This is a genomic window from Sphingomonas glacialis (genome assembly GCF_014653575.1).
Lineage (GTDB): Bacteria > Pseudomonadota > Alphaproteobacteria > Sphingomonadales > Sphingomonadaceae > Sphingomonas > Sphingomonas glacialis.
Genome location: NZ_BNAQ01000001.1, coordinates 1,259,986 through 1,285,667, shown reverse-complemented (window position 1 = coordinate 1,285,667; position 25,682 = coordinate 1,259,986). Strand labels below are relative to the sequence as shown.

Genomic DNA, 25,682 nt, shown 5'->3' with positions numbered 1-25,682 from the left:
CTTTTGCCGAAGGGGCAAAAGGGTCACGCTCCCCGTGGCGGGTAGGAGTGTTTGAAGCCGCCCCCCGTATCCGCTATGCGCCGCGCTCGCAGACACCACCGGACGTGCCCCATGACCCTCTACACCCGTTTCGCCGCGCATATCGATGCGGTGCTCGATGCCCTTGAAGCCAGCGGCGACTTGCCCGCCGGGCTCAACCGCGCGAACATCACGGTCGAGCCGCCGCGCGACACGACGCATGGCGATCTTGCCACCAATGCCGCGATGGTGCTCGCCAAGCCCGCGCAGACTAACCCGCGTGCGCTCGCCGAGAAGATCGTCGCGCAGCTGGCCGGCCTCGACGAGGTCGAGAAGGTGTCGATTGCCGGGCCGGGCTTCATCAACATGAGCCTGACCGACGATACCTGGCGCGCCGAACTGTCGGCGATCCGCGATGGTGGCGACGATTACGGCCGCTCGAACCGCGGTGCCGGCACCACGGTCAACATCGAATATGTCTCGGCCAATCCGACCGGACCGATGCACATGGGGCATTGCCGTGGCGCGGTCGTCGGCGATGCGCTCGCTGCGCTGCTCGAATTCGCGGGCCACAAGGTGATCCGCGAATATTACGTCAACGACGCCGGCGGCCAGGTCGACGTGCTCGCCCGCTCGGTGCACCTGCGCTACCGCGAGGCGCTCGGCGAGACCGTCGAGATCCCCGAGGGGCTGTATCCGGGCGATTACCTCGTGCCGGTCGGCCAGGCGCTCGCCGCCGAATTCGGCGACGCCTATGTCGGCAAGCCTGAAGACGAGTGGCTCGTGCTGTTCCGCACCAAGGCGGTCGCGGCGATGCTCGTGCTGATCAAGGCCGATTTGGCGTTGCTCGGCATCCATCACGACCTGTTCTCGTCCGAAGCCGAGCTGCAGGCAGCGGGCAAGCCCGAGGAGGCCGAGGCCGAATTGCGCTCGCGCGATCTGATCTATGACGGCGTGCTCGAAGCCCCCAAGGGCCAGGAGCTCGAGGATTGGGAGCCCGTCGTGCTGCCGCTGTTCCGCTCGACCCAGTTCGGCGACGACCAGGATCGCCCGATCCGGAAATCGAACGGGCAGTGGACCTATTTCGGCGCCGATCTCGCGTACCATTTCCAGAAGGCACAATCCGCCGACGCGCTGATCGACATCTGGGGCGCCGACCATGCCGGCACCGTCAAGCGGATCGTCGCCGCAGTGCAGGCGCTGACCGGCGGCAAGACGCGCTTCGACGTCAAGCTGGTGCAGATGGTCCGCCTGATGCGCGCTGGCGAGCCGATCAAGATGTCGAAGCGCGCGGGCAATTTCGTCACGCTCGCCGATGTCGTCAACGAGGTCGGCAAGGACGTCGTCCGCTTCACCATGCTGACACGCAAGGCGGATGCGCAGATGGATTTCGACTTTGCCAAGGTGGTCGAGGCGTCGAAGGACAATCCGGTCTTCTATGTGAACTACGCGCATGCGCGCGTCGCGTCGCTCCATCGGCGTGCGGCGGAGGCGGGAATCGTCTGTGATACGGTCGACTTGTCCCAACTTGACACGGAGGACCTCGCGCTGGTGAAGTTCGCCGCGCAGTTCCCGCGGATCGTCGACACCGCTGCCGCGGCGCGCGAACCGCACCGGATTGCCTTTTATCTGTACGACTTGGCCGCTTCGCTCCACGCTTTGTGGAACGTCGGCAACGACCGGCCCGACCGGCGCTTCCTCCTGCCCGATAATCCGGCGATGACATGCGCGCGGCTTTTCTTGGCCGATGCAATCGGGCAGATTATCCGTAACGGGTTGGGCATCATGGGCGTCCAGGCGGTCCAGGAGATGAACTGATGGCAGGCGAATACGATATGCGCGACGAGGATCGCCTTCCCTGGCTCGAAACGGTCGAGGACGATTATGACGATGGCCCGTCGGTCGTGAAGATCATCGGCCTGATCGTGGCGGCGCTGCTCGTCGTCGCGGCGGTGATCTTCGGCTATCAATATTACAAGCAGCACCAGGGCGTCGACGGCAACGGCGCGATGATCGCGGCGCAAGAGGGCGATTATAAGGTCAAGCCCGACGATCCCGGTGGCATCAAGGTCGACGGCGAAGGCGATAGTGCGATCGCGACGAGCAACGGCGCCGCCACCGGCAACGCCGCGATCGACATGAAGGCGCTTCCCGAAAAGCCGATCGCGGGCAAGAAGGCTCCGGTTGCCAAGGCCGAGGCTGGCGCGAGCAAGGCCGTTGCCAAGATCCCGTCGGCCGAAAAGGCGTCGGGCGGCGCGCTGGTGCAGCTCGGGTCGTTCGGCAGCGAGGCCGAAGCCGATACGAATTGGCGCGCGATCTCCAAAAAGCACGTCGATCTCGCGCCGATGGGCAAGTCGGTCCAGGCGGCGCAGGTTGGCGGCAAGACCGTCTATCGCCTGCGCGTCAATGCCGGCAGCGCGGGCCAGGCCACGAGCCTGTGCGCGAAGCTGGCGGCGGCGGGGCAGGCCTGCTTCGTGCCGCGGGGCTGATCGCGACGGCTCCGCGCGGTACCCGTCACCCCGGCCTTGTGCCGGGGTCCACCGGGCCGCAAGGGTTGGGAGCGTAGCACGCGCGTCCCGGTGGACCCCGGGACGAGCCCGGGGTGACGTATCGGAAGGAATGGCGCGGGTCGCATTCGGAATGGTGCGAAGCCCCGCGCTTGTTGCTAAGCCCGTGGCATGAAGCCCGTCATCTTCGGCCTATCCGGCCTCGAACTGTCGCCTGCCGAGCGCAGCTTTTTCACTGCTGCCGATCCCGCCGGTTACATCCTGTTCAAGCGCAACATCGCGACCCGCGCGCAAGTCCGCGCGCTGACCGACAGTCTGCGCGCGCTGTCGGGGCGCGACGACGTGCCGATCCTGATCGATCAGGAAGGCGGCAGCGTCGCGCGGATGCGGCCGCCCGAATGGCCTGCTTTCCCGGCAGGCCCCGCGTTCGACCGGCTCTACGATATCGCGCCGATCTCGGCGATCGAGGCGGCGCGCGCGAATGCCGAGGCGATCGCGCTGATGCTCGCCGAGGTTGGCATCAATGTCGATTGCCTGCCGCTGCTCGACGTGGCGCAGCCCGATACGACCGAGGCGATCGCTACGCGCGCTTTCGGCTCGGACCCGATGCGCGTCGCAGCCCTCGGCAAGGCGACCCTCGACGGGCTGCAGCGCGGCGGCGTGGTCGGTGTCGTCAAGCACATGCCGGGGCATGGCCGCGCCAAGCTCGATACGCATTATCATCTGCCGACCGTCACCGCGACGGATGCCGAGCTCGAAATCGATCTCCAGCCGTTCGCGCGGCTCAGCGATGCGCCGATGGGGATGACCTCGCATATCGTCTTCGACGCCTGGGACCCGGCGCGCCCTGCAACGCTGTCGCCCGTCGTGATCGAGCAGATCATCCGCCAGCGGATCGGCTTCGACGGGCTGTTGATGACCGACGATATCGACATGAAGGCGCTGTCGGGCACGGCCGGCGACAAGGCGGCGGGGTCGATCGCTGCGGGATGCGACCTGGTGCTCGATTGCTGGGGGCGGATGGACGAGATGGAGGATATCGCCGCGCGGCTCGGGGAGATTTCTGCGATCTCTCGCGCGCGGCTCGATCGCGCGATGGCGAGCGTGGCGGGGGTGCGTGGCGACGGCGATTTCGCCGCGCTCATTGCCAAACGCGACGCGTTGCTCGCGCTCACCTGACTTCCCCCTCGCCGCGGTACCAAGTGAGGATTTAGAAGGGGCTGCCGCTCGGCGAGCGTCTTTGCTACCGTTCGCGCAATGACCGAAGACCCCGCAACGCTGACGCTCGATCTCGACGGCTGGGAAGGCCCGCTCGACGTCCTGCTCGCGCTCGCGCGCAATCAGAAGGTCGATCTGAAAGCGATCTCGATCCTCGCCTTGGTCGATCAATATCTCCGCTTCGTCGAGGAGGCGCGCGCGATCAAGCTCGAGCTGGCGGCGGATTATCTCGTGATGGCGGCGTGGCTCGCCTATCTCAAATCGGGGCTGCTTTTGCCCCGCGATCCCGAGGTGGAGCCCAACCCGGAAGAGCTCGCGCTGCGCCTGCAACTCCGCCTCGAACGGCTCAGCGCGATGCGTGAGGCGGGCGCGCGGCTGGTCGCGCGCGACCGGATCGGGCGCGACGTTTTCCCGCGCGGCGCGCCGGAGGGACTGCGCACGCAGCGCAAGGCGCTGTGGCAGGCCGAGATCTACGATCTGATCGCCGCATACGGCGTCATCACCGCACGGACGCGCCCCGTCATGCACTTCGTCGCGCAGCGCGAGGTGATGACGCTCGAGGCCGCGCTCGAACGCGTCGGGAGGCTGCTCGGGATCACGATGGAATGGCGGACAATCGAGACCTTCCTCCCGCCGGCGGCGACGGGCGTGTTCCGCAAATCGGCGCTCGCCTCGAGCTTCGTCGCCGCGCTCGAACTCGCCAAGCAGGGCCGGGCCGAACTCCGCCAGCAATCGCCCTTCGCGCCGTTATACCTGCGCACACCCGTCGAGCCGCGGGCGTGAGTGCACCCGATCCGGTCGTCCGCGCGGTCGAGGCCGTCCTGTTCGCCGCGACCGAACCGATGACCGCGGACGCGATCCGCACGCATCTGCAGGGCGTCGAGGTGCGCGCCGCGCTCGCCACGCTGCAGGCCGATTATGCCGGGCGCGGGATCGAACTCGTCAAGCGCGGCGAGCGCTGGCACTTCCAGACCGCGCCCGACATGGCGCACTTGCTGCGCCGCACGCACGAGGAACCGCGCAAACTCACCCGCGCCGGGATCGAGACGCTCGCGATCATCGCGTACCACGAGCCGACAACGCGCGCCGAAATCGAGGCAATTCGCGGCGTCGGCATCTCTAAGGGCACCTTGGACGTATTGATGGAAGCGGGCTGGATCAGGCCTGCCGGGCGGCGCGAGGTGCCGGGACGGCCGCTGCTCTATGCGACGACCCCGGAATTCCTCGCGCATTTCGGATTGGCGAGCCGGCGCGATCTGCCGGGGATCGACGATCTGCGCGCGGCGGGGCTGCTCGACCCGGTCGATCTCGCCTTCGAGCGGATCGACTCCGACGCGGAGGTGGAAGTTTCCGACGAGGAGGACTAGATAGGGATGACCTTAGGAGACCGATCATGGGTGGTTTGAGTATTGTACACTGGCTGATCTTCGGCGGGATCGCGATCCTGGTCCTTGGTGGCGGCCGTTTCTCGAACATGATGGGTGACGTCGCCAAGGGCATCAAGTCGTTCAAGAAGGGCATGGCCGAGGATGACGAACCCAAGCGCGAACCCAATGGTGTTCCGGGCCGGATCGAAGCCAAGGCGTCGGCGGACCCCGTGTTCGACCGCGACGGCAATCGCATCCGCGACACCGAAATCTGATCAGCGGCACCGCGCTGCCATGTTCGATGTCGCATCGTCCGAAGTGATCCTGCTGGGGGTCGTGGCCTTGCTGGTGATCCCGCCCAAGGATCTGCCCAAGGCGATGCGTTTTGCCGGCCATTGGGTCGGCAAGGTGCGCGGCGTCGCGAACCAGTTCCGCTCGGGCTTCGACACGATGGTGCGCGAGGCCGAGCTGCAGGAAATGGAAAAGAAGTGGGCGGCGGAGAATGAGCGCATCATGCGCGAGCATCCGCCCGAGCCGTCGCAGCGCGCCGCGCTTTCCGGGCATCCCGATCACGCGGCCGATGTCGGCTATGACGGGACCGAGGGCGATGCCCCGCCGATGATGGTAGAGACCCCGGCGCTGACCGCGCCGCCGGTGATCGCCGAACCTGCTGGCCCCGGCGCGCATGACGCCGCGCCGCACGCGGCCGAGCCCGAAACCGCCGAGCATAACCCTAGGGCGCATCCGTGAACGCACCCGTCGACGATCTCGAAGCCAGCCGCGCGCCGCTGCTCGATCACCTTGTCGAACTGCGCAAGCGGCTGTTCTTCTGCCTCGTCGCGATCCTGCTCGTGTTCATCGGCACCTATGTCTTCTCGCGCGAGATCTTCACCGTCCTGGTCCATCCGCTCCTGCTCGCCGGGCAGACCAAGCTGATTACGGTCGGCGTGTTCGACGGCTTTTTCGTCCAGCTGAAAGTGGCGTTGTTCGCCGCGCTGATGATCGCATTTCCGGTCATCGCGATGCAGCTGTGGGCGTTCGTGTCGCCTGGCCTGTACATGACGGAGAAGCGCGCCCTGCTGCCCTTCCTGTTCGCGACGCCGGTGCTGTTCATCGTCGGGGCGACGATGGCGTATTTCGTCGCCATCCCGTCGGCTCTGCGCTTTTTCTACAGTTTTCAGGGCAATCTTGGCGGGGTGCAGCAGGAGGCGATGACCTCGGTCGCGTCGTATCTCGATTTCGTGATGCAGTTCCTGTTCGCGTTCGGGCTCGCTTTCCTGATGCCGATCCTGCTGATGCTGGTCGAGCGCGCGGGGCTCGTGACACGCAAGCAGCTGGTGAGCGGGCGTCGCTATGCGATCGTCGGCTGCTTCGCGCTCGCGCTGGTGCTGGCGCCCCCCGACGCGGGCTCGATGATCATGCTCGCGATCCCGCTGGTCGCGCTGTACGAGCTCGCGCTCGTGGCGATCTGGTTTACCGAGCGAAAGCGTGTGAAGGCCGCGTCGACCGAGCTCGTCGAGAGCTGATCTTCGCGCCGCACGCGTAGCGGCTCCTCAATACGACTGACACGAAAAAGGGCTGCTCCCGAACCCGGGAGCAGCCCTTTTCCGTATTGCTGAAGCGCGGCTTACTTTGCGCCGTCGGCGGTCTTTGCGACGGTGTCGCCAGCCGACTTCACGTCCTTGCCAACGCCTTCGACGGTGTTGCACGCGCCGACGAGCAGGGCGGCGGCGAGGATCGCGAACGAGGTAGCCTTACGCATGATAATACTCCTGAAAAATGCCGGGGCAGTCATAAGCTGGCGGCCTCATGCGTCCAATGATCGATGTGGGGAATCGTTCCGCAACGCTATCGCGGCGCCCGTACGTTTCGGGCGACAAGGTGCAGGAAATAATTGGGCCCGGAAACGCGACCCGGGGGGGGAGGGGTAGCGCGTCCGGGCCCATGTCTTGGATAGCGAGAGCGGGGGGGGCATAAATTCGCTATCCGAATATCCAAACGGCCATCGCGATGATCGGTTCCGAGAAAAGACGCGCGTCGGCGATTTTTTCGGTCCCGCCGGGCGGATCAATCGCGCCCGGTCACCGCGACCGCGATCTCGTATGCTCCGACCATCGGATCGTAATGGAGTTTCGAGCGCAATTGGCGCGACAACCCCTCGATGACGCGGCCATAGCGCTCCGCCACCAACGCGCGCATCCGGTCGTTGTCGACCAGCGCCGGCGAGTTGATCCGCAGGACGGCGCGATCGGCCACATCGGCGGCGGCGATCGAGATGCGCATGTTGGCTGTCGGATTCACCGTCATCGCGAGTTCGATGATTTCGGTCAGCAGGAAGGCGATCGCGATCGCGACGTCCTGGTTGGCGAGGTAGGGGGCAATGTCGAGCTGGATCGCGATCGGTGCGTCCTCGGGCGCGGTCGCACGGATGTTCGCCGCCAATTCGCCGAGCACCGAGCGCAGCGATAGCCCGCGATTTTCCTCGAGCTCGGCAAAATGGTTGCGATGCACCACCGCCAGCGCGTCGACGCGGCGCTGGATCGAAGCATAGGCCTGCGTCGCCTCGACGCTGCGGGCGGCGCGGGCGTGGAAATTGATCAGGCTCGAGATGACTTGAAGATTGTTCTTGACGCGGTGGTGCACCTCGCGCGTCAGCTTGGTCTGGCGGACCAGTCCTTCGGCGAGGCCGGCTTCGTGCTCGGCGACCGTCCGGCTGATCGCGCGGAAGGTCTCGCCGAGTTCGCGGATTTCCTGCGCGGGCAGGGCTTGCATCGTGCCCGGATCGATTTCCTCGCCCGGCACGAAGTTCGCGACACGCGTGCGCAATTGACGCAGCGAGCGGATCAGCAGGCGGTCGACGACGAACCAGCTGATACCGGCGGCGGCGGCCCACATGATGATCGGCAGCAACAGCGCGACCAGCACCGGCGAGGTGATCGGCGCACCCTGCACTTCGGTGGTCAGGACGACGGATCCCACGCCGATGACGGTATTGATCGTCGCGCGGCGTTCGAGCGCGGTCCGCGGCGGCAAGGCGTGGAGCAGGAGCGCGTCGCGATCGAGCACCAGATGCGCCTCATAGGGGAGCGGCGCGTTGCTCGGCATCGCGGTGGCCGCGAGCACGCGCGTCGGGAAAAACGCGGCGGCGTTGGTCCGGCCGCTGGTGCTTGTGGTCGAAAGCGTTAGGCCCTGGCCGGGGATGAGATGCGCGGCAATCGCAGTGCCCGGCTTGGTCGCGCTGGGCGCTGCCCCCGCGCGAAGCGGCTCGCCGCAGATCACGCGTCCAGTGGAGTCGGAGATGACGAATCGGGTACCCATCGAAGCTTGCGGCGCAAAAACGCCTTGCGCGCGTGCGCAGCTCGGCGCGTCGCCGGGATCGCTTTCGAGGGCGTTGAGCGAAACCCGCAGCGCGGTCATGTCACCGACCAGCTCGATCGCGAACTTACGCGCGCTTTCGGTGGCGGTGACCTGCATCTGCGCACGCGTGGCTTCGTCGGCGAGCTGTGCGGTTCGGATTGTCGCGAAGAAGGCGATAATCGCCAGTGGCAAAAGACAGATGCCGAGGATCAGAAAGACCTTGGCCCCGGTCGGAATCTGGTCGAGCGCGCCACCGATCCGCCCGGACTGAAGAGGGGGGGCGGTGTCGCCAGCGATGTCAGTCATGCAACGCTCAGTCTAGTTTGCCCAGCAAGTCCAGCATCTCGGGCGGAATCGTCTCTTCGACAGTGCGTTGATACACCGTCCGCAAGGCCGCACCCATATCGCGGTCCTTGCTTTGAACCTTCGCACCAGGATTGGACGCGCGCGCCGCAACCGGCTTCTTCGAAGATTCGTCGCCCGAACGCAATGCAGTCCCCCTGGGTCACACCGGAAGACCCGGTCGTGTGAATATGGTACCGTAACAAACGGCTCGTAGATCGACTGTCGGACAATCGCAACGACCGATGTTCCAGCATGAAACCAAATAAGCGTTCGATGGTTCCGCACTCGACGTGATTTTAATTCCGGTTTTTTGGGGTACGAAAACGCGTTGCATTGCCAGGGGGCCGCTTCCACAAGGTCCCCCGATCATTACCTCAGGGAGACCCCGACAGTCATGTCGTTAGGACAGCAGCTTGCCCCCCATCTTCCGTTCCTGCGTCGCTATGGTCGTGCGCTGACCGGGAGCCAGACGCACGGCGACCGGTATGTGCGCGCTACGCTCGAAGCGATCGTTGCCGCTCCCGACGAGTTCCCACGCGAAGTCGATCCGCGCCTCGGCCTGTATCGTATGTTCCAGGCGATTTGGACCTCGACGAATTACGACGAGACTCCGGAGAACATGAGCGCGGGCGATCTCGACGGTCAGGAATCGATCGCACGGGCGCGGCTCGCGCGGATGACCCCGTTGTCGCGTCAGGCCTTGCTGCTGACCGCGATGGAAGGCTTCACGCCCGAGGACGCGGCCTATCTGATCGATGTCGATACGAGCGAAGTCGAATTGCTCGTCACCGAAGCCCTTGCCGAAATCGAGAAGCAGACGCGCGCGCGCGTGCTGATTATCGAGGACGAGCCGATCATCGCGATGGATATCGAGACGATCGTGCGCGATCTCGGCCATGACGTGACAGGCGTTGCGGTTACGCGCGACGAAGCCGTTGCACTGGCGATGGAAGATCGTCCTGGCCTGGTCCTCGCCGATATACAGTTGGCCGATGACAGTTCGGGCATCGACGCGGTCAAGGACATCCTCGCCGAGTTCGAGGTTCCCGTGATCTTCATCACCGCGTTCCCCGAGCGTTTGCTGACCGGCGAACGGCCCGAGCCGACCTTCCTCATCACCAAGCCGTTCCAGCGTTCGACGGTCAAGGCGGCAATCGCCCAGGCGCTGTTCTTCGACCAGGCAACCGTTCCCGTCATCTGAGGGAACCCATTCGCGCCCCTGTGTGTTGGGTTCCATACGATACGGAACCACAACGACAGGGGGCGCGCATGGACCATGACGATCCGATCGAACTGAGCAAGCAAGATGCCCGCGCCGGTTCGACGCCCCATGTCACGCGGTACGTGCTGGGCATATCGCTGGCCCTGATCATTGTGATCTTCGCGGTCCTGCTGTTTTTCTCCCAACGATAAAGTCGCTTAGCCGGTCGTGTTGGACATTGATGTCCGATGCCCCCATTTGAGCTCTGCAAAGCCGAGACTGGATTACATGACCGACGCGATCGACCATGACGAAGATGATGCGCCCGAGCCCGTGGTGGAGCATGTTTCGCTCTCTGACCCGGAGTTCAAGGCCCAGCTGGCACAGGTCATTCCGCACCTGCGCGCCTTTGGTCGGTCGCTTTCAGGCAATCGCGATCTCGCAGACGATCTCGTCCAGGAAACGCTGATGAAGGCCTGGGCGGCGCGGCTGCGCTTCCAGGCTGGTACGAACATGCGCGCCTGGACCTTCATTATCCTTCGCAACCTGTATCTGAGCCAGATGCGCCGGTCGCGCTTCAAAGGCGAATGGGACGATCTGGTCGCCGATCGGATTCTCGCGGCGCCGGCGAGCCAGGACAAGCATGTCGAGCTCGGGGACATGCAGCGCGCCTTGCTGCATCTTCCGCAGCCCCAGCGCGAGGCCCTGATCCTCGTCGGCGCGGGCGGTTTTGCCTATGAAGAGGCGGCGGAGATCTGCGGCGTCGCGGTCGGCACCATCAAGAGCCGGGTCGCGCGTGGTCGCGTCGCCCTGGAAGCCGTGATGAACGACAATTCGCTCGCATCGCGGCGCACCCACAGCAATGAGCCCGGCATGTCCGCGCTCGACACGATTATGGGCGAAGTCGATGAATTGAGCCGCGAGCGACGCTAGCCGTCGTGTCGCGCGCTCAGCGCCGCACTTTTTGCAGGTCGATCGTATCGAGGGCCGCAAGGATGTCGCTGAACGGGTCGGTCGCTGCGTGCGCTTGCGGATATGCACTGCGGAGCGCGGACGAGATGATGTCCGAGCGAGCCGGCGCCGCGACGAGATACGCCGTGGTGGGCAGGTTTTGTCCAGTCGAGGCATAGGACTTTGACATATGTCAACAACGGCCGACCACACCGTTAGTTGCGTGCTATTTGGCCTGTCCTGGCTCAAGGCATGGTCTCGACCATGAAAAACGCTGTCTCCGATCAAGATGTTGTTGCAGCCGTCGATCGCGCCAGGCGCTGGTCGCCCTTCCTCGCTGTCTTGCTCGAACGCGAGCCTGAACTGGCGCAGAGCCTTGCGGGCGGCGTCCTACCCGCGCTGCGCACGATCGAGATCGCAGACCTGACGATGCCGCCGGCACGCCGGCTGCGGCTGGAGCGCCGGCGGCTGGCACTGCGAGTCGCGATCGGCGACCTGTCGGGGCGCGAGGATTTGTCGGCGGTCACGCGCGCTTTGTCGGACTTTGCCGATCGCGCGCTGCATACCGCGATCCTGACCGCGATCGAGGAACGCACGCCTGGCGCCGCCCCGATCGGCTTTACCGGAATCGCGCTCGGCAAGCAGGGCAGCCACGAACTCAATTATTCCTCCGACATCGATCCGATCCTGTTATTCGATCCCGCGACGCTGCCGCATCGCGCGCGCGAGGCGCCCGAGGAAGCCGCGGTCCGCATCGCCAAGCGCGTCGTCGAGATCCTGCAGGCGCGGGATGGCGACGGCTATGTCCTGCGCGTCGACCTGCGGTTGCGCCCGTCGCCCGAGATCACGCCGATCGCCTTGTCGATCGATGCGGCGATTTCCTATTACGAATCGCTGGCCCTGCCATGGGAGCGCGCCGCCTTCATCCGTGCGCGTGCGGCGGCGGGAGACATTGCGCTGGGCGAGCGCTTCCTGGCCGCGGTGCAGCCGTTTGTGTGGCGCCGCGCGCTCGATTTCGGCGCCATCGGCGAGATTCGCGGTATCTCGCGGCGGATTCGTGATCATTATGCGCAGGGGCAGGCGTTCGGCCCGGGCTACGATCTCAAGCGCGGGCGCGGTGGCATCCGCGAGGTCGAATTTTTCGCGCAGATCCACCAGCTGATCCACGGCGGCCGCGATCCCGCGCTGCGCGTCGCCGATACGCGCGGTGCGTTGGCGGCGCTCGCTGCGGCGGGCTGGGTCGATCCGGACGAGGCGGTGGCGCTGAGCGACTCGTATACGTTGCTTCGCACGATCGAACACCGCGTCCAAATGATCGAGGACCGCCAGACGCATCAACTCCCGACCGGAGAGGCGCTCGATGGCGTCGCGAAGCTGCACGGTGTTGCCGATGCCGGCGCGTTGCTCGATCTGCTTCGCCCGGCGGTGACCGCGACGGCGCGCAGCTATGACGCGCTCGACCCCGAAGAGGGCGATGCGCTGTCGTTCGAGGGGGATCGGCTCGATACGCAATTGGCCGAAGCGGGCTTTGTCGAGACCAAGCTTGCGGCGCAGCGAATCGAGCAATGGCGTGGCGGCGGCTACCCCGCGCTGCGCAGCCCGGCGGCGCGCGCGGCGCTCGAGGCGGTGTTGCCCGGTCTGATCGCGGCGCTCGGTGGCGCGCCCGATCCGCAAGGCGCGATCGTGCGGCTCGACCGGATGCTCGCGCGACTGTCGAGCGCGGTCAATTTCTTCCGGCTGCTCGAGGCACGGCCAGCGCTCGCGCGGCTCCTCGGCCTGATCCTCAGCCATGCCGAGACGCTTGCCGAGGATCTCGCGCGGCGGCCCGAGCTGATCGACGGGCTGATCGACGCGACTGCGCTCGATCCGGTCGAGGATGTCGCGATGCTCGCGGGCGAGATGCGCGGCGGCGCGGATTATCAGGCGCAGCTCGATCATGTTCGCCGAGTCGTCGGCGAAAAGCGCTTCGCGCTCGGCACGCAGATCATCGCGGGCGTGTCGGATCCGCTGATCGTCTCGGCCGGCTATGCGCGCGTCGCCGAGGCCGCGATCCGCGTGCTCGCCACCGCGACGATCGCCGAGTTTGCGCTCGCGCATGGCCATGTGCCGTGCAGCGAGCTGGTCATTCTCGCGCTCGGCCGGATGGGCGGCGGGGCGCTGACGCACGCGTCGGACCTCGACCTGATCTATCTCTTCACCGGAGATTATCTCGCCGAATCCGACGGCGCCAAGCCACTCGGCGCGGTGCTGTATTACAATCGGCTGGCGCAACGGATCAGCGCCGCGCTGTCGGTGCCGACCGCATCGGGACCGCTCTACGAGGTCGATACGCGGTTGCGCCCGTCGGGGACGCAAGGGCCGCTCAGCGTCTCGCTCGACGGATTCGCGCGCTATCAGCGCGAAAGCGCGTGGACGTGGGAGCATATGGCGCTCGCGCGCGCGCGGTGCGTGTTCGGAAGTGCGCACGCCGAGGCGGCGGTTTCGGCGATCGTCGGCGCGGTGCTGCGCGGTGATCGACCGCGGCGCGATGTCGTCGCCGAAGGAACGAAGATGCGCGCCGACATGGCCGCGCACAAGCCGCCGCTCGGGCCGCTCGATGCCAAACTGCTTCCCGGCGGGCTCGTCGATCTCGAATTCGCGGTGCACATGGTGCAGCTGCAGAGCGGACAGGGGCTCGATCCCAATTTGCGCCGCGCGATCGCTGCGCTGGACGCGGCGGGTCTTGCGCCCGCGGCGATGCTCCCGGCGCACGATCTGCTGACGCGGCTGCTCGTCACGCTGCGGCTGGTCGCGCCCGATGCGCGTGCGCCGGGCCCCGCGACGCAAGCGCTCGTCGCGCAGGCGCTCGGCATGACGGATTGGCCCGCGGTGGTTGCCTCGCTCGAGACGACGCGGCAGGAGGTGTCCGCCTGGCTCAAGCATGTTGAGGAACCAACACCATGACGACCACCCAGACGACCGTCGATGTGGGCGATTCGCTGCCGGATCTCGACCTCGTCCTGCCCGACGGCGCGCAAACCGCCTTGCGCGACCGGGTCGGCCGGATCTTCGTGCTCTATTTCTACCCCAAGGACGATACGAGCGGGTGTACTCGCGAAGCACAGGATTTCAGCGCGCATCAGGCGGATTTCGACGCGCTCGGCGCAGACGTGCTCGGTGTATCGCGGGACACGCCCGCGAAGCACCAGAAGTTCATCGCCAAATACGATCTCGCCGTACCGCTGGCGAGCGACGAGGACGCGGTCGTGCTCGAGGCGTTCGGTGTGTGGGTCGAGAAGCAGATGTACGGCAAGACCTATATGGGGATCGAGCGCGCGACGTTCCTGTTCGATGCGAAGGGCGTGCTCGTGCGCGCCTGGCGCAAGGTGCGCGTGCCCGGCCATGTCGCCGAAGTGCTCGAGGCGGTTCGCGCAATCGCGTGACGGTTCCCCGCATCTGTCGATTCCATCAGTATTTTTACGATGCGCTAAACGACTCGCCGTGGCGATCAGCCGCTTGGCCGCGCCGGACCTATCCAGCCCTTGCGTGATACGCGCGCTATCGGTCACACACTGCGTGTCCGGGTGCAGGGGGTTGTAGCCGGATCGAAAGTGGGGCGGGCGCTGGCATTATCCGGCAAACGCAATTTGATCGCCGGGGTCCAATGAACCGAATTTCGATCGAGTCTGGTGTTCGACTTGCGTCGCGTCTGAAGGCGTATTTCAAGACCCGCGATTTCATCTTCCATGACGGACGTGATCTCAAGCGTTTCAGCCTGGGCGGTCGCGCGCAGGCGATGATGGCGGGTGTCGCTGGCGTGACGCTGTGCTTCTCGGCCTACGGCGTGGCGCAGGCCGCGGTCGGCGCCGCAGCGATGAGCGGTATCGTCGATGCGCCACTCTCGCCCGAAGCCAAGGTCGCACAGCTGCGCATTCGCGTCAGCAAGATGCAGGCCGACGTCGCGACGATCAAAGCCGCCGCACAGGCGCACGCCGCGCGGATCGACCAGCGCCAGGCGCTGCTCGTCGCGGTCGTGTCGGGCAAGGGCGATGTCGCTGCACTGACCAAGCCGACCCCTAGCGTTGACCCCAAGGCCGATGCGCTCGCCGCCGATGTCGTCGCGCCACTCAAGAAGATCGAACTGCAACAAGTCGCCGTCGCCGTCCAGGCACGCCGTGTCGTCGACCAGCGCTTTGCAAAGGCTGTCGCGCATGTCCGCAGCCTCGGGCTGAACCCGGCGCGGATCGTCGCCAAGCAGCCCGCAATGGGTGGCCCGTACGAAGCCGCCGACAGCGCCGCGACCGAAGCCGATCTGCGCGCCGACACGCAGTTCCGCTCGCTGTTCATGACGTGGAAAAAGCTCGATACGCTCCAGCAGGGCGTGATCGCGATCCCCTCGGCGCAGCCCGTCGCGCATCTCAATTACACCAGCAATTACGGGATCCGCTCGGATCCCTTCCGCGGCACCGCCGCGATGCATGCCGGCGTCGATATCCCTGGCCCGGTCGGCACGCCGATCTACGCCACCGCCGACGGCATGGTCGATCGCGCCGAACGCGCCGGTGGCTATGGCAACATGGTCGAGCTCGATCATGGCAAGGGGATCCAGACGCGCTACGGCCATCTCTCGAAGATTCTGGTCGAGCCGGGCACGCGCGTGCATCGCGGCCAGCTGATCGCGCTGATGGGTTCGACCGGGCGTTCGACCGGGCCGCACCTTCATTATGAAGTGCGGATCGACGGTCGCGCGGTGAACCCCGTGCCGTTCCTGCAGACCGCCGACTATCTCGTCGCGGCGCAGGACAAGTCGATCTCGACGATCCCGGTCTCGGTCGGCGGGCCTGCCGCGGCGGACTGATTTCCGCGCTGGTTGCCGTTGGCGCTGCAAAGGCTTATCTTGGCAGCATGGCCACACTCGCTCCCGAAATCGCGCTCACGCCCTCTGCCGCCGCTCGCGTCGCGATGATCGCGGGCAAGCAGGGCAAGCCGCCGATCCTCCGCCTGTCGGTCGATGGCGGGGGATGCTCGGGCTTCCAGTACAAGTTCGGCTTTGCCGATTCGGTCGATGCCGATGATGCCGTCGCCGAGCAGGACGGCGTGCGTCTGGTCGTCGATTCGATCAGCCTCGATCTCGTCCGCGGCGCGGCCGTCGATTATGTCGAGGAACTCGGCGGCGCCGCGTTCAAGGTGACCAACCCGCAGGCGGCGTCGGGTTGCGGTTGCGGTTCCAGCTTCTCGGTGTAACGTCCGGCCCCAACCAAGGGGCAGCGCCACGTGAAGATCGTTACATTCAACATCAACGGCATCAAGGCGCGCCTGCCGCGCCTGCTGGAATATCTCGCCGAGCAGCAGCCCGACGTCGTGTGCCTGCAGGAACTCAAGACCAGCGACGAGACCTTCCCCGAGGCCGACATCCGCGCGGCGGGCTACGGCGTGTTGTGGCACGGCCAGAAGAGCTGGAACGGCGTCGCGATCCTCGCGAAAGGGCAGGATCCGGTCGAGCGCCAGCGCGGCCTCGGGGGCGAGCCCGAGGACGAGCACAGCCGCTATCTCGAGGCCGAGATCGACGGGCTGGTGGTCGCCTCGATCTACCTCCCCAACGGCAACCCGCAGCCGGGGCCCAAATTCGACTACAAGCTGCGCTGGATTGATCGCCTCGCCGCGCGGGCGCGCGTTTTGCTCGCCGAGGAGCTGCCCGTCGTGCTCGCGGGCGATTACAACGTCATTCCCAATGACGATGACACCTATTCGGTCCGCGCGATGCAAGACGATGCGCTGATGCAGCCCGAGAGCCGCGCCGGCTTCCGCACGCTGGTCGCGCAAGGCTGGACCGATGCGCTGCGCACGCGTCACCCGGGTGGCGGGGTGTGGACCTTCTGGGACTATCAGGCAGGCGCATGGCAGCGCGACGCCGGCTTCCGCATCGATCACCTGCTGCTCAGCCCGATGGCAGCCGATCGGCTGCTCGATGCCGGCGTCGACAAGGCGTATCGCGCGCGCGAGAAGGCAAGCGACCACGCGCCGACTTGGGTGACGCTGCGCTGAGGTTTGCCACCGACAATCGGTATTATCCGCCGGAGGTTGGTCTGCGAGGCCATTCATCTGAATGAAAGAATCGAAGAATAGCTAGGTAAATCAGGCTATTAAGTGTTTGGCATGACTAATGCACTGCTTCAGTCGCGAGCCGTTCAGCGGAACTCGCGAACTTTGCGGAGGACAGACCATGACCATCTTTTTGCTTCTCGCCACCAGCGCCCTGAGCATCGCAACCGCCCCCTTCGCCGGCGAGGCCCGCCCGGCGGCGACGCCATCCTCGCAGTCGATCGAGGCTGGCACGCGCGCACCGACCGCGCAACGCGTGACGCGCTATTGCGTCGTCAACCAGGTTACCGGTTCGCGAATTCCACGCCGGACCTGCAAGACGCGCGCCGACTGGCTTGCCGACGAAGGTGTCGATCCGCTCGCCAAGGCCGACTGACCGATCGGATGGTGCCGCGACCCGCGCGGCACCATCGACCACCTGCGCTACAGCGTCTTTTCGAAGATCCAGTAGCGCTTGTTGATCGTGCACCGGATCGCATCGGCGATCGAGCGCATCCCCTGATTGTCCTCGAGGATCCAGCCGATTTCACCGCGCGTCGCGCCGTAATGTTCGACCGAGGCATCCTTGATGTACTGGATCAGCATGAAGGCGAGCTGGCTGGCGAGCCGCGAGGATTGGAGCTCCTTGAGCACCCCCATCAACGGCACGCGGACCGTGCGCACCTTCGGCTTGCGCAGCCACAGCAGGATTTTGGCCCAGCCGAAGGGGAGCAGATTGCCCCTGAGCGGCTTGATCACTTCGTTGAGATCGGGAAGGTCGATCATGAACGCGACCGGCCGTCCGTCGAGTTCGGCGATGCGGATGAGATCGTTGAACACGATCGGCTTCAGCTTGACGCCGACATCCTTGATCTCGGGCGGGGTGAGGGGCACGAACCCCCAATTGTCGGCCCACGCATCGTTGAGGATCGCGAGGATGATCGCGGCTTCTTCCTCGAACTTGGTCTTGTCGACGTTGCGGATGCGGATTCGCGGGTTCTTTTCGCCCGACGCGATGATCCGCTGGAGCAGCGGCGGGAAGTCCTTGGTGATGTCGAGGTCGTAGGTCAGCAACTCCTTGACCTTGTGATACCCCGCCGCCTCGATCCAGCCGCGATATTCGGGCTTGGCATGGCCCATCATGATCGTCGGGGGGTGATCGTAGCCCTCGACCAGCAGTCCCGGTTCTTCCCAGATCGACATGCTGATCGGCCCGAGCGCGCGCGTCATGCCCTGGTCGCGCAGCCAGCCCTCGGCCGCCGCGATCAGCGCCGCCGCGATCGTCGCGTCCTCGGCGTCGAACAGCCCCCATTGCCCACACCCGGGGCCGAAGCCCTTGGACGGATCCATCGTCAGCGCGAGCGTATCGATATGCGCCGAAATTCGCCCGACGACCTTGCCGCCGCGCTCGGCGAGGAAGAGCTGTGCGATCGCATGGCTGAACCAGCCGTTCTTTTCGGGCGTGATCAGTCCGAGCGCTTCGCCTTTCAGCGGTGGAACCCAATTGGGGTCGTTCGCGTAGAGCCGAAACGGCAGGTCGACGAAGCGCTTGCGATCGGCCTTGCTGTCGATCGGCCGGATGGTTAGCGGGGCAGGGGCCATGAGCGGTTCACCTCGAGAAGATCGGTCAACGCCCTTCCGGGTCTGCCCGCTCACTGTCAAGCAATCGCGCAGCTCCCCCCTGTTTTGCCACCGTCTAGCCACTATCTTCTTGCAATGGCACACTCCATGAACGCTTCGATTTCCCTGGACCAGCGCGCGGCCGCGCCAACGATTGCTCCGCGCGTCGCGCTGTCGAGCATTGCCGATGATCGCGCGATGTTGCGCACAGTCGCCGAATTGACGCGCGATCTCAACGCGCCACGCCCGCTGATCTATTGGACCGACTTCCTGCTTTCGGCGGGAGTCGGTTACGCTGGCTTGGCGATCGCGATGACGACTCCGTCGCTTGGCCTCGGGCTCGTTGCGGCGTTGGTCGCGATTCTCGGCCTGTATCGCGCGGGCAGCTTCATCCACGAAATCACGCATATGCGGCACGCATCGGTGCCCGGCTTCCGGCTTGGCTGGAACCTGATCGCGGGCGTGCCGCTGTTGGTGCCGAGCTTCATGTATGAGGGCGTCCACAACCTTCACCACGCGCGCACGCGCTACGGCACGGTCGAGGATCCCGAATATCTGCCGCTCGCTTTGATGAAGCCGTGGACGTTGCCGGTGTTCATCCTGACCGCGCTGCTCGCGCCGATCGCGTTGCTGGTCCGCTTCGGCGTGCTGAGCCCATTGTCGCTCGTCGTGCCGGGTCTGCGCCGCACGCTGATCGAGCGCTATTCGTCGCTGTCGATCAACCCGTCGTTCCGCCGCCGCATGCCCGAGGGCGAGGTCGCGCGGCAGATGCTGCTGCTCGAGATTGCGTGCAGCGTTTGGGCGATCACGCTGATCGTGCTGATCGCGACGGGCGTGCTCCCGCTGCGTCAGGCGGCGATCTTCGGGGCGATCCTGTCGGTTACTTACGTTCTCAACCAGGTGCGCACGCTCGTCGCGCATCTGTGGGAGAATGAGGGGGAGACGATGACCGTCACGGCGCAATATCTCGACACGGTCAATGTGCCGCCGCCGGCTTTGCTGCCCGTGCTGTGGGCCCCGGTCGGTCTGCGCTATCACGCGCTGCATCATCTCATCCCGGGCGTGCCGTATCACGGCCTGGCCGAGGCGCACCGGCGCCTGTCGGCTGCGCTCGCACCCGAATCGCCGTATCACAAGGCGAGCTATAAGGGGCTGCCGGGGCTGGTCTCACGGCTGGTGCGCAGCACGATGGGACGCCGCGGCTAGGATCGCCTCTCAGGCTCGCGCACTCGCCGGCGAATGCCGGGGCCCAGTATCGGGCCGGTCCACTGCTCACGAGCGAGCCCACCACGCCCGGACCCGGACCTTGCCGGGGACCTGCTATTCCCTAGGATGCAATGGCGTCGCGCGCCTGTCCCGATGGCGGTCGGCGCCTATTCCTCGGTGCGGATCAGCACCGCTTCGCCGATCATCAGGAACAGCAGGAACGGCGCCCACGCGGCGAGGAACGGCGGGTACGCGCCGAGATTGCCCATCGCCAGCGCGAAATTATCGGCGACGAAGTAGAAGAAGCCGAGCATCATTCCGATCACCGCGCGGACGAACAGCTTGCCCGAGCGCGCCAGCCCGAACGCCGCGACTGCTCCCAGAAGCGGCATCAGCATCGACGACAGCGGCCCCGACAGTTTGTGCCACATCGCACCCTCGAGCGCCTTGGTCGGGCGTCCGCCGGCCTTCAGATCGGCGATCGCGGCGTGGAGCCCGCCGAACGACAGCCCGTTGGCGTCGATCGTCGCAAGCGTGAACTGATCGGGCCGTACGTCGCGGCCGATCACGACCGAGGCGAGCCGGGTCAGCTTGCCGCTCGCCACGTCGAAGCGCGTCGCAGGACCGACCTTCCAGCCACCCGACACGCGCACGCCGGTCTTGGCCGAGACGACCGCGACGAGGCTGCCGCCCTCGCGGTCGAACAGCGTGATCCCGCCGAGTTTGGCGGCATCGCCATGCCCGCGGACTTGTTCGACCTGGATCAGATCGTCGCCGTCACGCACCCAGACATTGGCGCGGTCGCCGCGGTCGATCGGCATCGGGCCGTAATCTACCTTCTGCCACTGGTTGAGCGTCGCGGTCGCGCGGCTGACGATGCGGTCGTTGAAGCTGAACGAAATGATCGCGACGCCGAGGCTCGCGACGAGCAACGGCGCGAGGATCTGGTGCGCCGACAGTCCGGATGCTTTCAGCGCGATGACTTCGCTGTTCTGGTTGAGCGTCGACAGCGTGATGATCGTGCCGAGCAGCACCGAGAAGGGCAGGAAGGTCGCGATGATCTCGGGGATGCGCAGCGTGAGATAACGCGTGATCTCGGCCTGGCCATTGCCGGCATAGGCCAGGATGTGGCCGCTCTCGCTCAGCAGGTCGAGCGCCTGGAGCACGAGCACGAACATCGCCAGCACCGCGAAGGTGCGGATCAGGAACATCTTGCCCATGTAGAGCGACACGGTGCGCGACGGGAACAGTTCGAGCGAGATCATGCCTTGGCGCCCTTATCGCGACGACCGGGGAGCAGCTTGCGGACAGATTTCGCGAGCTTCGAGAAGACGCGTTCGAGCGCACCGATCGGCTGCCCGCCGGGGACATAGGCGATCGTGTAGAACATCCACAGCGTCAGCCCGGCAAACACCGTGAACGGGATCCAGATCGCCAGTACCGGATCGATCTTGCCGAGCCCGCCGACTGCCTGCGCATATTCGTTCACCTTGTGATAGGCGACGATCATGATGATCGCGAGGAACACGCCGAGCGCCGAGGTCGAGCGCTTGGGCGGGATGCCGAGCGCGAGTGCGAGCAGCGGGAGGAGCAGGATCGATAGCACTTCGGCGGTGCGGAAGTGGAAGGCAGCGCGGCTGGTGTCGCGCAGTTCCTTGTCGGCCTTGCGGTCGCTGCCGATGCGCGCGAGCTCGGGCAGCGTGCGCTCGAGATTCTCGCCGCCGCGGACACGGAAATTCTCGGTCTTGGGCAGCGGGATCGGCAGGTCGTTGCTGCTGAAGCGCAGCACGCGCGGCGTCGCGACCTTGGCTTCGGTGCGCACCAGCGTGCCGTTGGTCAGCCGGAAGATGATCTCGTCGGGATTGTCGGTCGCGAAGAACTGGCCGGTCTCGGCGGTCACCGCGATCGAGCCGCCCTTATTGTCGTCCTTGCGCAGGAAGATGCCCGACAGGCGGCGGCCATTGTCGTGGCTCTCTTCGATCCTGAGCGTCATGTCGTTGCCGAAATGCGTGAACTCGCCGACCTTGATCGACGCGCCGAGCGCGCCGGTGCGCAGCTCGAAGCGCAGCTTCTCGTAATTGTAGCGCGCATCGGGCTGGACGAAGCCGACGATCGCGAAATTGAGGGCACAGAGCGCGATCGCGTACATATAGGGCACGCGCAGCATCCGCGGATAGCTCATGCCGACCGCGCGCATCACGTCGAGCTCGGACGAGGTGGCGAGCTTGCGGAAGGCGAGCAGCGTGCCGAGCAGCAGCCCGACCGGGATGCCGAGCCCGAAATATTCGGGAAGCAGATTGGCGAGCATCCGCCACACCACGCTGACCGGGCCACCCTCGGTCGCGACGAAATCGAACAGCCGCAACATGCGGTCGAGCACGAGCAGCATCGCGAAGATGACGAGCGTCGCAAAGAGCGGCACCGCGATCAATCGCACCAGATAGCGGTCGATGGACTTCATGAGCTGGGGCGAAGGGCTTCTGGCCGGAGGGAGGGGAACACCCGCATCGCGCGGCTATATCGAGCCGCAGACGCCGCGTCAGCTACCAAATCACGCGGCGGCAAGGCGGTCTAGGATCGTTGCAGCGCGCGCGGCGATCGCGGCGGCGACCGCGCGTTCGAGCGCGACCAGCGTGAAAGGCTTGCGCAGGACGTGATGCCCGCCGAATTCGGCCTCGCCGCCCGCTTCGCCGGCATAGCCCGTGACGAACAGCACCGCGAGCTCGGGGTTTGCCGGCAGCAACGCCGCCACCATTTCGGGGCCGGTCTGCCCCGGCATCAAAACATCGGACACAAGCAAGTCGACATGCGCGGCCTGTGCCAGCATCCCCGGCGCGGCGAGCGGATCGTCGCAAGCGATCGGGCGATGGCCAAGTTCCTCGAGCGCGCCCATCGTCGCGGCGAGCACGCGCGGATCGTCCTCGACCACCAGAATGTCGAGGGCTAGATGCTCGATCATTGTATCGGGCGCGGTCTCGACCCGCGGCGCGACCGCCGATCCTTCGCGGTAGCGCGGCAGGTACATCGTCACGATGCTCCCCTGGTCGACGACCGATTCGATCCCTACTTGGCCGTCGGCCTGGCGGACGAAGGCGAACACCTGGCTGAGGCCGAGCCCGGTGCCTTTGCCCGCCGGCTTGGTGGTGAAGAACGGCTCGAACACGCGCTCGAGCAGATCGGCGCTCATGCCGCAGCCGCTGTCGGCGACGCTCAGCGCGACATAGTCGCCGGCATGGCACGTCCCGACCGCACCTTCGGCAAGCGTGACCCCGGCGGCAGTGATCGTCAGCTTGCCGCGCCCGTTCATCGCATCGCGTGCGTTGACTGCGAGGTTGAGAACGGCGTTTTCAAGCTGGTGGCGATCAGAGCGTACCAGCCACGCCGCATCCTGCGCGGCGTCGACCGCGACCGAAACGCCGTCACCGAGCGTACGGTCGAGCAAGTCCGACATGCCGAGCACGAGCGCGACTGGCTCGATCGGTTCGGTGCGCAGCGCCTCTTCGCGCGAGAAAGCGAGCAATTGGCGCGTGAGCGCCGCGGCGCGATTGGCCCCTTCGGTGGCGTTATCGATATGACGGTGCGCAGCGCTCGACTCAGCCCCGAGCTGGCGCTTGGCGAGCTCCAGCCCGCCCAGCACGACCGCCAGCATATTGTTGAAATCATGCGCGATGCCGCCGGTAAGCTGGCCGACGGCTTCCATCTTCTGGACTTGGCGCAGCTTGCTTTCCTGCGCGAGCAGCACCGCCGAGGCGCGCTCGACCGCGGCCTCGAGCTCGATCGCGCGGTCGCGTTCGGCATCGGCCTCGGCGCGTGCGACCGCGCTTTGGCCGAGCGCGGTGACGGTCAGCCAGCCGAGCGCGACCGCTCCGACGAGCAGCAGGATGCCGAGCACCGACAGCGTGCTGGCAAGGCCGCTCGAGCGGGCGACCGAGCGCATCGCATCCCCTGTGCGGTCGGCGAGCAACGCGCGCTCCTGCGCGCCGATCTTGTCGAGCAGGTCGTCGATCTGGCTCAGCGAGGCCGACTGGCGGGCCTTGTAATAGAGCGGGATCGCCTGGCCGTTGCGCTTGTAGAAAGTATTGAGCGCGATCGTCGACAGCTCGGCGCCGCGCGCGTCGAAAGCGCGACGCAACGGGATGATCAGCGCTTGCTGCTCGGCATTGTCGCGCGTGATCCGGGCGAGCCGCGCGAGTTGCTGGCCGGCCAATTGCCAGTCGGCCGAATAGGTCTGGCCGAGATTGGTATCGGCGCTGATGACATAACGCCCGAGCGACGCCTCGGCGCGCGCGATCGTTCCTGACAGGTTCGCCGAAAGGATCATCACCTCGTAGCTGTGCGTTTGCAGCTTGAGCGCACGGTCGCGCTGGCGATTGGCGTCGCCGAGCGTCAGGATCAGCGCGACGAGCACGAACACGCCCAGCGCGGCCACCACGACCAGCGTGATGGTGCGCCAGATCGACCGCGACGTATCCTCGTCGCTCGCTTCGCCCACTGTCCCGCTCATCGGATCAGTCTAACCTATGGCAAAACTGGTGAATAGGCCCGAGCGGCGGTCTGGGCGGGGGTTCAGCCGATCACGCCAAGGCTTCGGCCCGCAGCCTCGAACATCTTGAGCACGATCGCGATCTGCGCGGGCGTATGCTCGGCGCAGAGCGAGCAGCGCAGCAGGAAGGTGCCTGCCGGAGTCGCGGGCGGGCGCGCCATGTTGACGTAAAGCCCGCCGTCGAGCAGCGCTTGCCACATCGCGACGGCGCGCTCCTGGTCATCGAGGATGATCGCAATGATCGCACTGTCGGAGGTTTCGGTGCCAAGCTTGAAGCCGAGCGCTTTCAGCCCGGCATGCAGCGAGCGGGCATTCTCCCACAGCTGCGCGCGCTTCTTGTGCGCATGCTTCAATTTGCGGATCGAGGTGGCCGCGGTCGCGACGACCGAAGGCGGGAGCGATGCCGTGAAGATATAGGGGCGGCACGCGAGGCGGATCGCCTCGAACTTGGGGTGGTTCGACACGCAGAAGCCGCCGACGGTGCCGACCGATTTGGAGAAGGTGCCGATGATGAAATCGACATCGCCCTCGCAGCCGAGCTCTTCGTACACGCCGCGCCCGTTGGGGCCGTAAAAGCCCATCGAATGCGCCTCGTCGCTCAGCACCATCGCATTGCGCTTCTTGGCGACGGCGACCATTTCCTTGAGCGGTGCGATGTCGCCGAGCATCGAATAGACGCCCTCGAGGATGACGAGCTTGCCGGCGTCCTTGGGCAAGCGCCCGAGGCGCTTGTCGAGATCGTTGACGTCGTTGTGGCGGAAGCGGACGATCTCGGCATTGCCCTGCTTGCAGCCGTCATAGATCGAGGCGTGGCTATCGGCGTCGAGGATGACGTATTCGCCCTTGCCGACGAGCGTCGAGATCATCCCGAGATTGGCCATATAGCCCGTCGAGAAGACGATCGCGCCCGACACGTCGTAGAAATCGCGCAGCGCGTCCTCGACTTCGATATGGTCGCGGAAGGTGCCGTTGAGCATCCGGCTGCCGTTGGTGCCCGATCCGTACTGGTCGAGCGCGTCCTTGCCCGCCTGGATCACATCGGCATCGAAGGTCATGCCCATATAATTGTAGGTGCCGAGCAGGATCGTGTCGCGGCCGGCGATCACCGCTTCGGTCGGCGACTTGACCTGTTCCATCACGATCGCGAACGGATCGGTGACGCCGGTGTCGATCAGCGCCTGGCGTTCGGCGATCAGCGCGTCGAATTTCGACATCAGGTCGCGTTCCGGCGCGACCTCGACGGGATCGACGGGCAGCTTCTCTGCGACAAGGCCGGCATCGGTCATCGA

Annotated in this window: 27 protein-coding genes; 18 read left to right on the top strand and 9 right to left on the bottom strand. The window is 65.8% G+C overall.

Annotated features, from left to right (window positions below):
• The first annotated feature begins 111 nt into the window (after positions 1–111).
• The 8 genes from argS (at position 112) to tatC (ending at position 6,636) form a co-directional block, all read left to right on the top strand.
• A complete protein-coding gene (argS, locus tag IE187_RS06210) occupies positions 112–1,836 on the top strand; it encodes an arginine--tRNA ligase (RefSeq protein ID WP_133189989.1) in 1,725 nt (574 codons plus the stop codon).
• Positions 1,836–2,507, top strand: a complete 672-nt coding sequence (locus IE187_RS06205) for an SPOR domain-containing protein (RefSeq protein ID WP_189675472.1) — start codon at positions 1,836–1,838, stop codon at positions 2,505–2,507. Before argS ends, IE187_RS06205 begins: the two co-directional genes overlap by 1 nt.
• Positions 2,508–2,696: 189 nt before the next feature.
• Entirely contained in the window at positions 2,697–3,704 is a 1,008-nt protein-coding gene (locus IE187_RS06200; RefSeq protein WP_189675471.1) for a glycoside hydrolase family 3 N-terminal domain-containing protein, read from the top strand.
• A gap of 78 nt (positions 3,705–3,782) precedes the next feature.
• Positions 3,783–4,526, top strand: coding sequence for a segregation and condensation protein A (locus IE187_RS06195; RefSeq protein WP_189675470.1), 744 nt, complete (start codon positions 3,783–3,785; stop codon positions 4,524–4,526).
• Positions 4,523–5,110, top strand: coding sequence for an SMC-Scp complex subunit ScpB (scpB, locus tag IE187_RS06190; protein WP_133189981.1), 588 nt, complete (start codon positions 4,523–4,525; stop codon positions 5,108–5,110). Before IE187_RS06195 ends, scpB begins: the two co-directional genes overlap by 4 nt.
• Before the next feature lie 26 nt (positions 5,111–5,136).
• Complete coding sequence (locus tag IE187_RS06185) at positions 5,137–5,385, top strand: twin-arginine translocase TatA/TatE family subunit (protein ID WP_133189979.1); 249 nt, start codon at positions 5,137–5,139, stop codon at positions 5,383–5,385.
• A gap of 19 nt (positions 5,386–5,404) precedes the next feature.
• Positions 5,405–5,860 (top strand): Sec-independent protein translocase protein TatB, encoded by a 456-nt coding sequence (tatB, locus tag IE187_RS06180; RefSeq protein ID WP_189675469.1) that lies wholly within the window; start codon positions 5,405–5,407, stop codon positions 5,858–5,860.
• The gene (tatC, locus tag IE187_RS06175; RefSeq protein WP_189675468.1) at positions 5,857–6,636 is read left to right on the top strand and encodes a twin-arginine translocase subunit TatC; all 780 of its coding nucleotides are present in this window, start codon (positions 5,857–5,859) and stop codon (positions 6,634–6,636) included. Before tatB ends, tatC begins: the two co-directional genes overlap by 4 nt.
• A 101-nt stretch (positions 6,637–6,737) precedes the next feature.
• On the opposite strand, the gene IE187_RS06170 is transcribed toward tatC, so the two are convergent.
• From IE187_RS06170 to IE187_RS21270, 3 genes are all read right to left on the bottom strand, one after another.
• Entirely contained in the window at positions 6,738–6,872 is a 135-nt protein-coding gene (locus IE187_RS06170; protein WP_189675467.1) for an entericidin A/B family lipoprotein, read from the bottom strand.
• Positions 6,873–7,177: 305 nt separating this feature from the next.
• A complete protein-coding gene (locus IE187_RS06165; RefSeq protein WP_189675466.1) occupies positions 7,178–8,773 on the bottom strand; it encodes a sensor histidine kinase in 1,596 nt (531 codons plus the stop codon).
• 7 nt (positions 8,774–8,780) lie between these two features.
• A complete protein-coding gene (locus tag IE187_RS21270) occupies positions 8,781–8,957 on the bottom strand; it encodes a NepR family anti-sigma factor (protein ID WP_229839242.1) in 177 nt (58 codons plus the stop codon).
• A gap of 249 nt (positions 8,958–9,206) precedes the next feature.
• Between IE187_RS21270 and IE187_RS06155 the strand changes: the two genes are divergently transcribed.
• The 3 genes from IE187_RS06155 to IE187_RS06145 all read left to right on the top strand — a co-directional run bounded on the left by IE187_RS06155 (position 9,207) and on the right by IE187_RS06145 (position 10,946).
• Positions 9,207–10,013 (top strand): response regulator, encoded by an 807-nt coding sequence (locus IE187_RS06155; protein WP_133189969.1) that lies wholly within the window; start codon positions 9,207–9,209, stop codon positions 10,011–10,013.
• Positions 10,014–10,081: 68 nt separating this feature from the next.
• Positions 10,082–10,225 (top strand): hypothetical protein, encoded by a 144-nt coding sequence (locus IE187_RS06150; RefSeq protein WP_189675465.1) that lies wholly within the window; start codon positions 10,082–10,084, stop codon positions 10,223–10,225.
• Between the two features lie 76 nt (positions 10,226–10,301).
• On the top strand, positions 10,302–10,946 hold the full coding sequence (locus tag IE187_RS06145) for a sigma-70 family RNA polymerase sigma factor (RefSeq protein WP_133189967.1): 645 nt from the start codon (positions 10,302–10,304) through the stop codon (positions 10,944–10,946).
• 16 nt (positions 10,947–10,962) lie between these two features.
• Here IE187_RS06145 and IE187_RS06140 read toward each other — a convergent pair whose 3' ends face one another.
• Positions 10,963–11,154, bottom strand: coding sequence for a hypothetical protein (locus tag IE187_RS06140; RefSeq protein ID WP_189675464.1), 192 nt, complete (start codon positions 11,152–11,154; stop codon positions 10,963–10,965).
• A gap of 74 nt (positions 11,155–11,228) precedes the next feature.
• On the opposite strand from IE187_RS06140, the gene IE187_RS06135 reads away from it, so the two are divergent.
• The 6 genes from IE187_RS06135 to IE187_RS06110 all read left to right on the top strand — a co-directional run bounded on the left by IE187_RS06135 (position 11,229) and on the right by IE187_RS06110 (position 17,421).
• Entirely contained in the window at positions 11,229–13,907 is a 2,679-nt protein-coding gene (locus IE187_RS06135; protein WP_189675463.1) for a [protein-PII] uridylyltransferase family protein, read from the top strand.
• Positions 13,904–14,386 carry a peroxiredoxin gene (locus tag IE187_RS06130; RefSeq protein ID WP_189675462.1) on the top strand — a complete coding sequence of 161 codons (483 nt, stop codon included), beginning with the start codon at positions 13,904–13,906 and terminating at the stop codon, positions 14,384–14,386. The genes IE187_RS06135 and IE187_RS06130 overlap by 4 nt, the downstream gene beginning before the upstream one ends.
• 221 nt (positions 14,387–14,607) lie before the next feature.
• The gene (locus tag IE187_RS06125; RefSeq protein WP_189675461.1) at positions 14,608–15,801 is read left to right on the top strand and encodes a M23 family metallopeptidase; all 1,194 of its coding nucleotides are present in this window, start codon (positions 14,608–14,610) and stop codon (positions 15,799–15,801) included.
• Positions 15,802–15,848: 47 nt separating this feature from the next.
• On the top strand, positions 15,849–16,187 hold the full coding sequence (gene erpA, locus IE187_RS06120) for an iron-sulfur cluster insertion protein ErpA (RefSeq protein WP_133189958.1): 339 nt from the start codon (positions 15,849–15,851) through the stop codon (positions 16,185–16,187).
• 30 nt (positions 16,188–16,217) lie between these two features.
• Positions 16,218–16,988, top strand: coding sequence for an exodeoxyribonuclease III (gene xth / locus IE187_RS06115; protein WP_189675460.1), 771 nt, complete (start codon positions 16,218–16,220; stop codon positions 16,986–16,988).
• Positions 16,989–17,166: 178 nt separating this feature from the next.
• The gene (locus IE187_RS06110) at positions 17,167–17,421 is read left to right on the top strand and encodes a hypothetical protein (RefSeq protein WP_133189954.1); all 255 of its coding nucleotides are present in this window, start codon (positions 17,167–17,169) and stop codon (positions 17,419–17,421) included.
• Between the two features lie 47 nt (positions 17,422–17,468).
• Here the strand turns inward: IE187_RS06110 and IE187_RS06105 are convergent, their stop codons facing one another.
• Positions 17,469–18,626 carry an N-acetyltransferase gene (locus tag IE187_RS06105; protein WP_189675459.1) on the bottom strand — a complete coding sequence of 386 codons (1,158 nt, stop codon included), beginning with the start codon at positions 18,624–18,626 and terminating at the stop codon, positions 17,469–17,471.
• 126 nt (positions 18,627–18,752) lie between these two features.
• Here IE187_RS06105 and IE187_RS06100 point away from each other — a divergent pair, with 126 nt between their 5' ends.
• A complete protein-coding gene (locus IE187_RS06100) occupies positions 18,753–19,850 on the top strand; it encodes a fatty acid desaturase family protein (RefSeq protein ID WP_189675458.1) in 1,098 nt (365 codons plus the stop codon).
• Positions 19,851–20,017: 167 nt separating this feature from the next.
• Here the strand turns inward: IE187_RS06100 and lptG are convergent, their stop codons facing one another.
• The 4 genes from lptG to spt all read right to left on the bottom strand — a co-directional run bounded on the left by lptG (position 20,018) and on the right by spt (position 25,679).
• The gene (lptG, locus tag IE187_RS06095; protein ID WP_189675457.1) at positions 20,018–21,115 is read right to left on the bottom strand and encodes an LPS export ABC transporter permease LptG; all 1,098 of its coding nucleotides are present in this window, start codon (positions 21,113–21,115) and stop codon (positions 20,018–20,020) included.
• Positions 21,112–22,311 carry an LPS export ABC transporter permease LptF gene (gene lptF / locus IE187_RS06090; protein ID WP_189675456.1) on the bottom strand — a complete coding sequence of 400 codons (1,200 nt, stop codon included), beginning with the start codon at positions 22,309–22,311 and terminating at the stop codon, positions 21,112–21,114. Before lptF ends, lptG begins: the two co-directional genes overlap by 4 nt.
• 90 nt (positions 22,312–22,401) lie before the next feature.
• Complete coding sequence (locus IE187_RS06085; RefSeq protein ID WP_189675455.1) at positions 22,402–24,354, bottom strand: ATP-binding protein; 1,953 nt, start codon at positions 24,352–24,354, stop codon at positions 22,402–22,404.
• Positions 24,355–24,416: 62 nt separating this feature from the next.
• Positions 24,417–25,679 carry a serine palmitoyltransferase gene (gene spt / locus IE187_RS06080; protein WP_189675454.1) on the bottom strand — a complete coding sequence of 421 codons (1,263 nt, stop codon included), beginning with the start codon at positions 25,677–25,679 and terminating at the stop codon, positions 24,417–24,419.
• Positions 25,680–25,682: the final 3 nt, after the last annotated feature.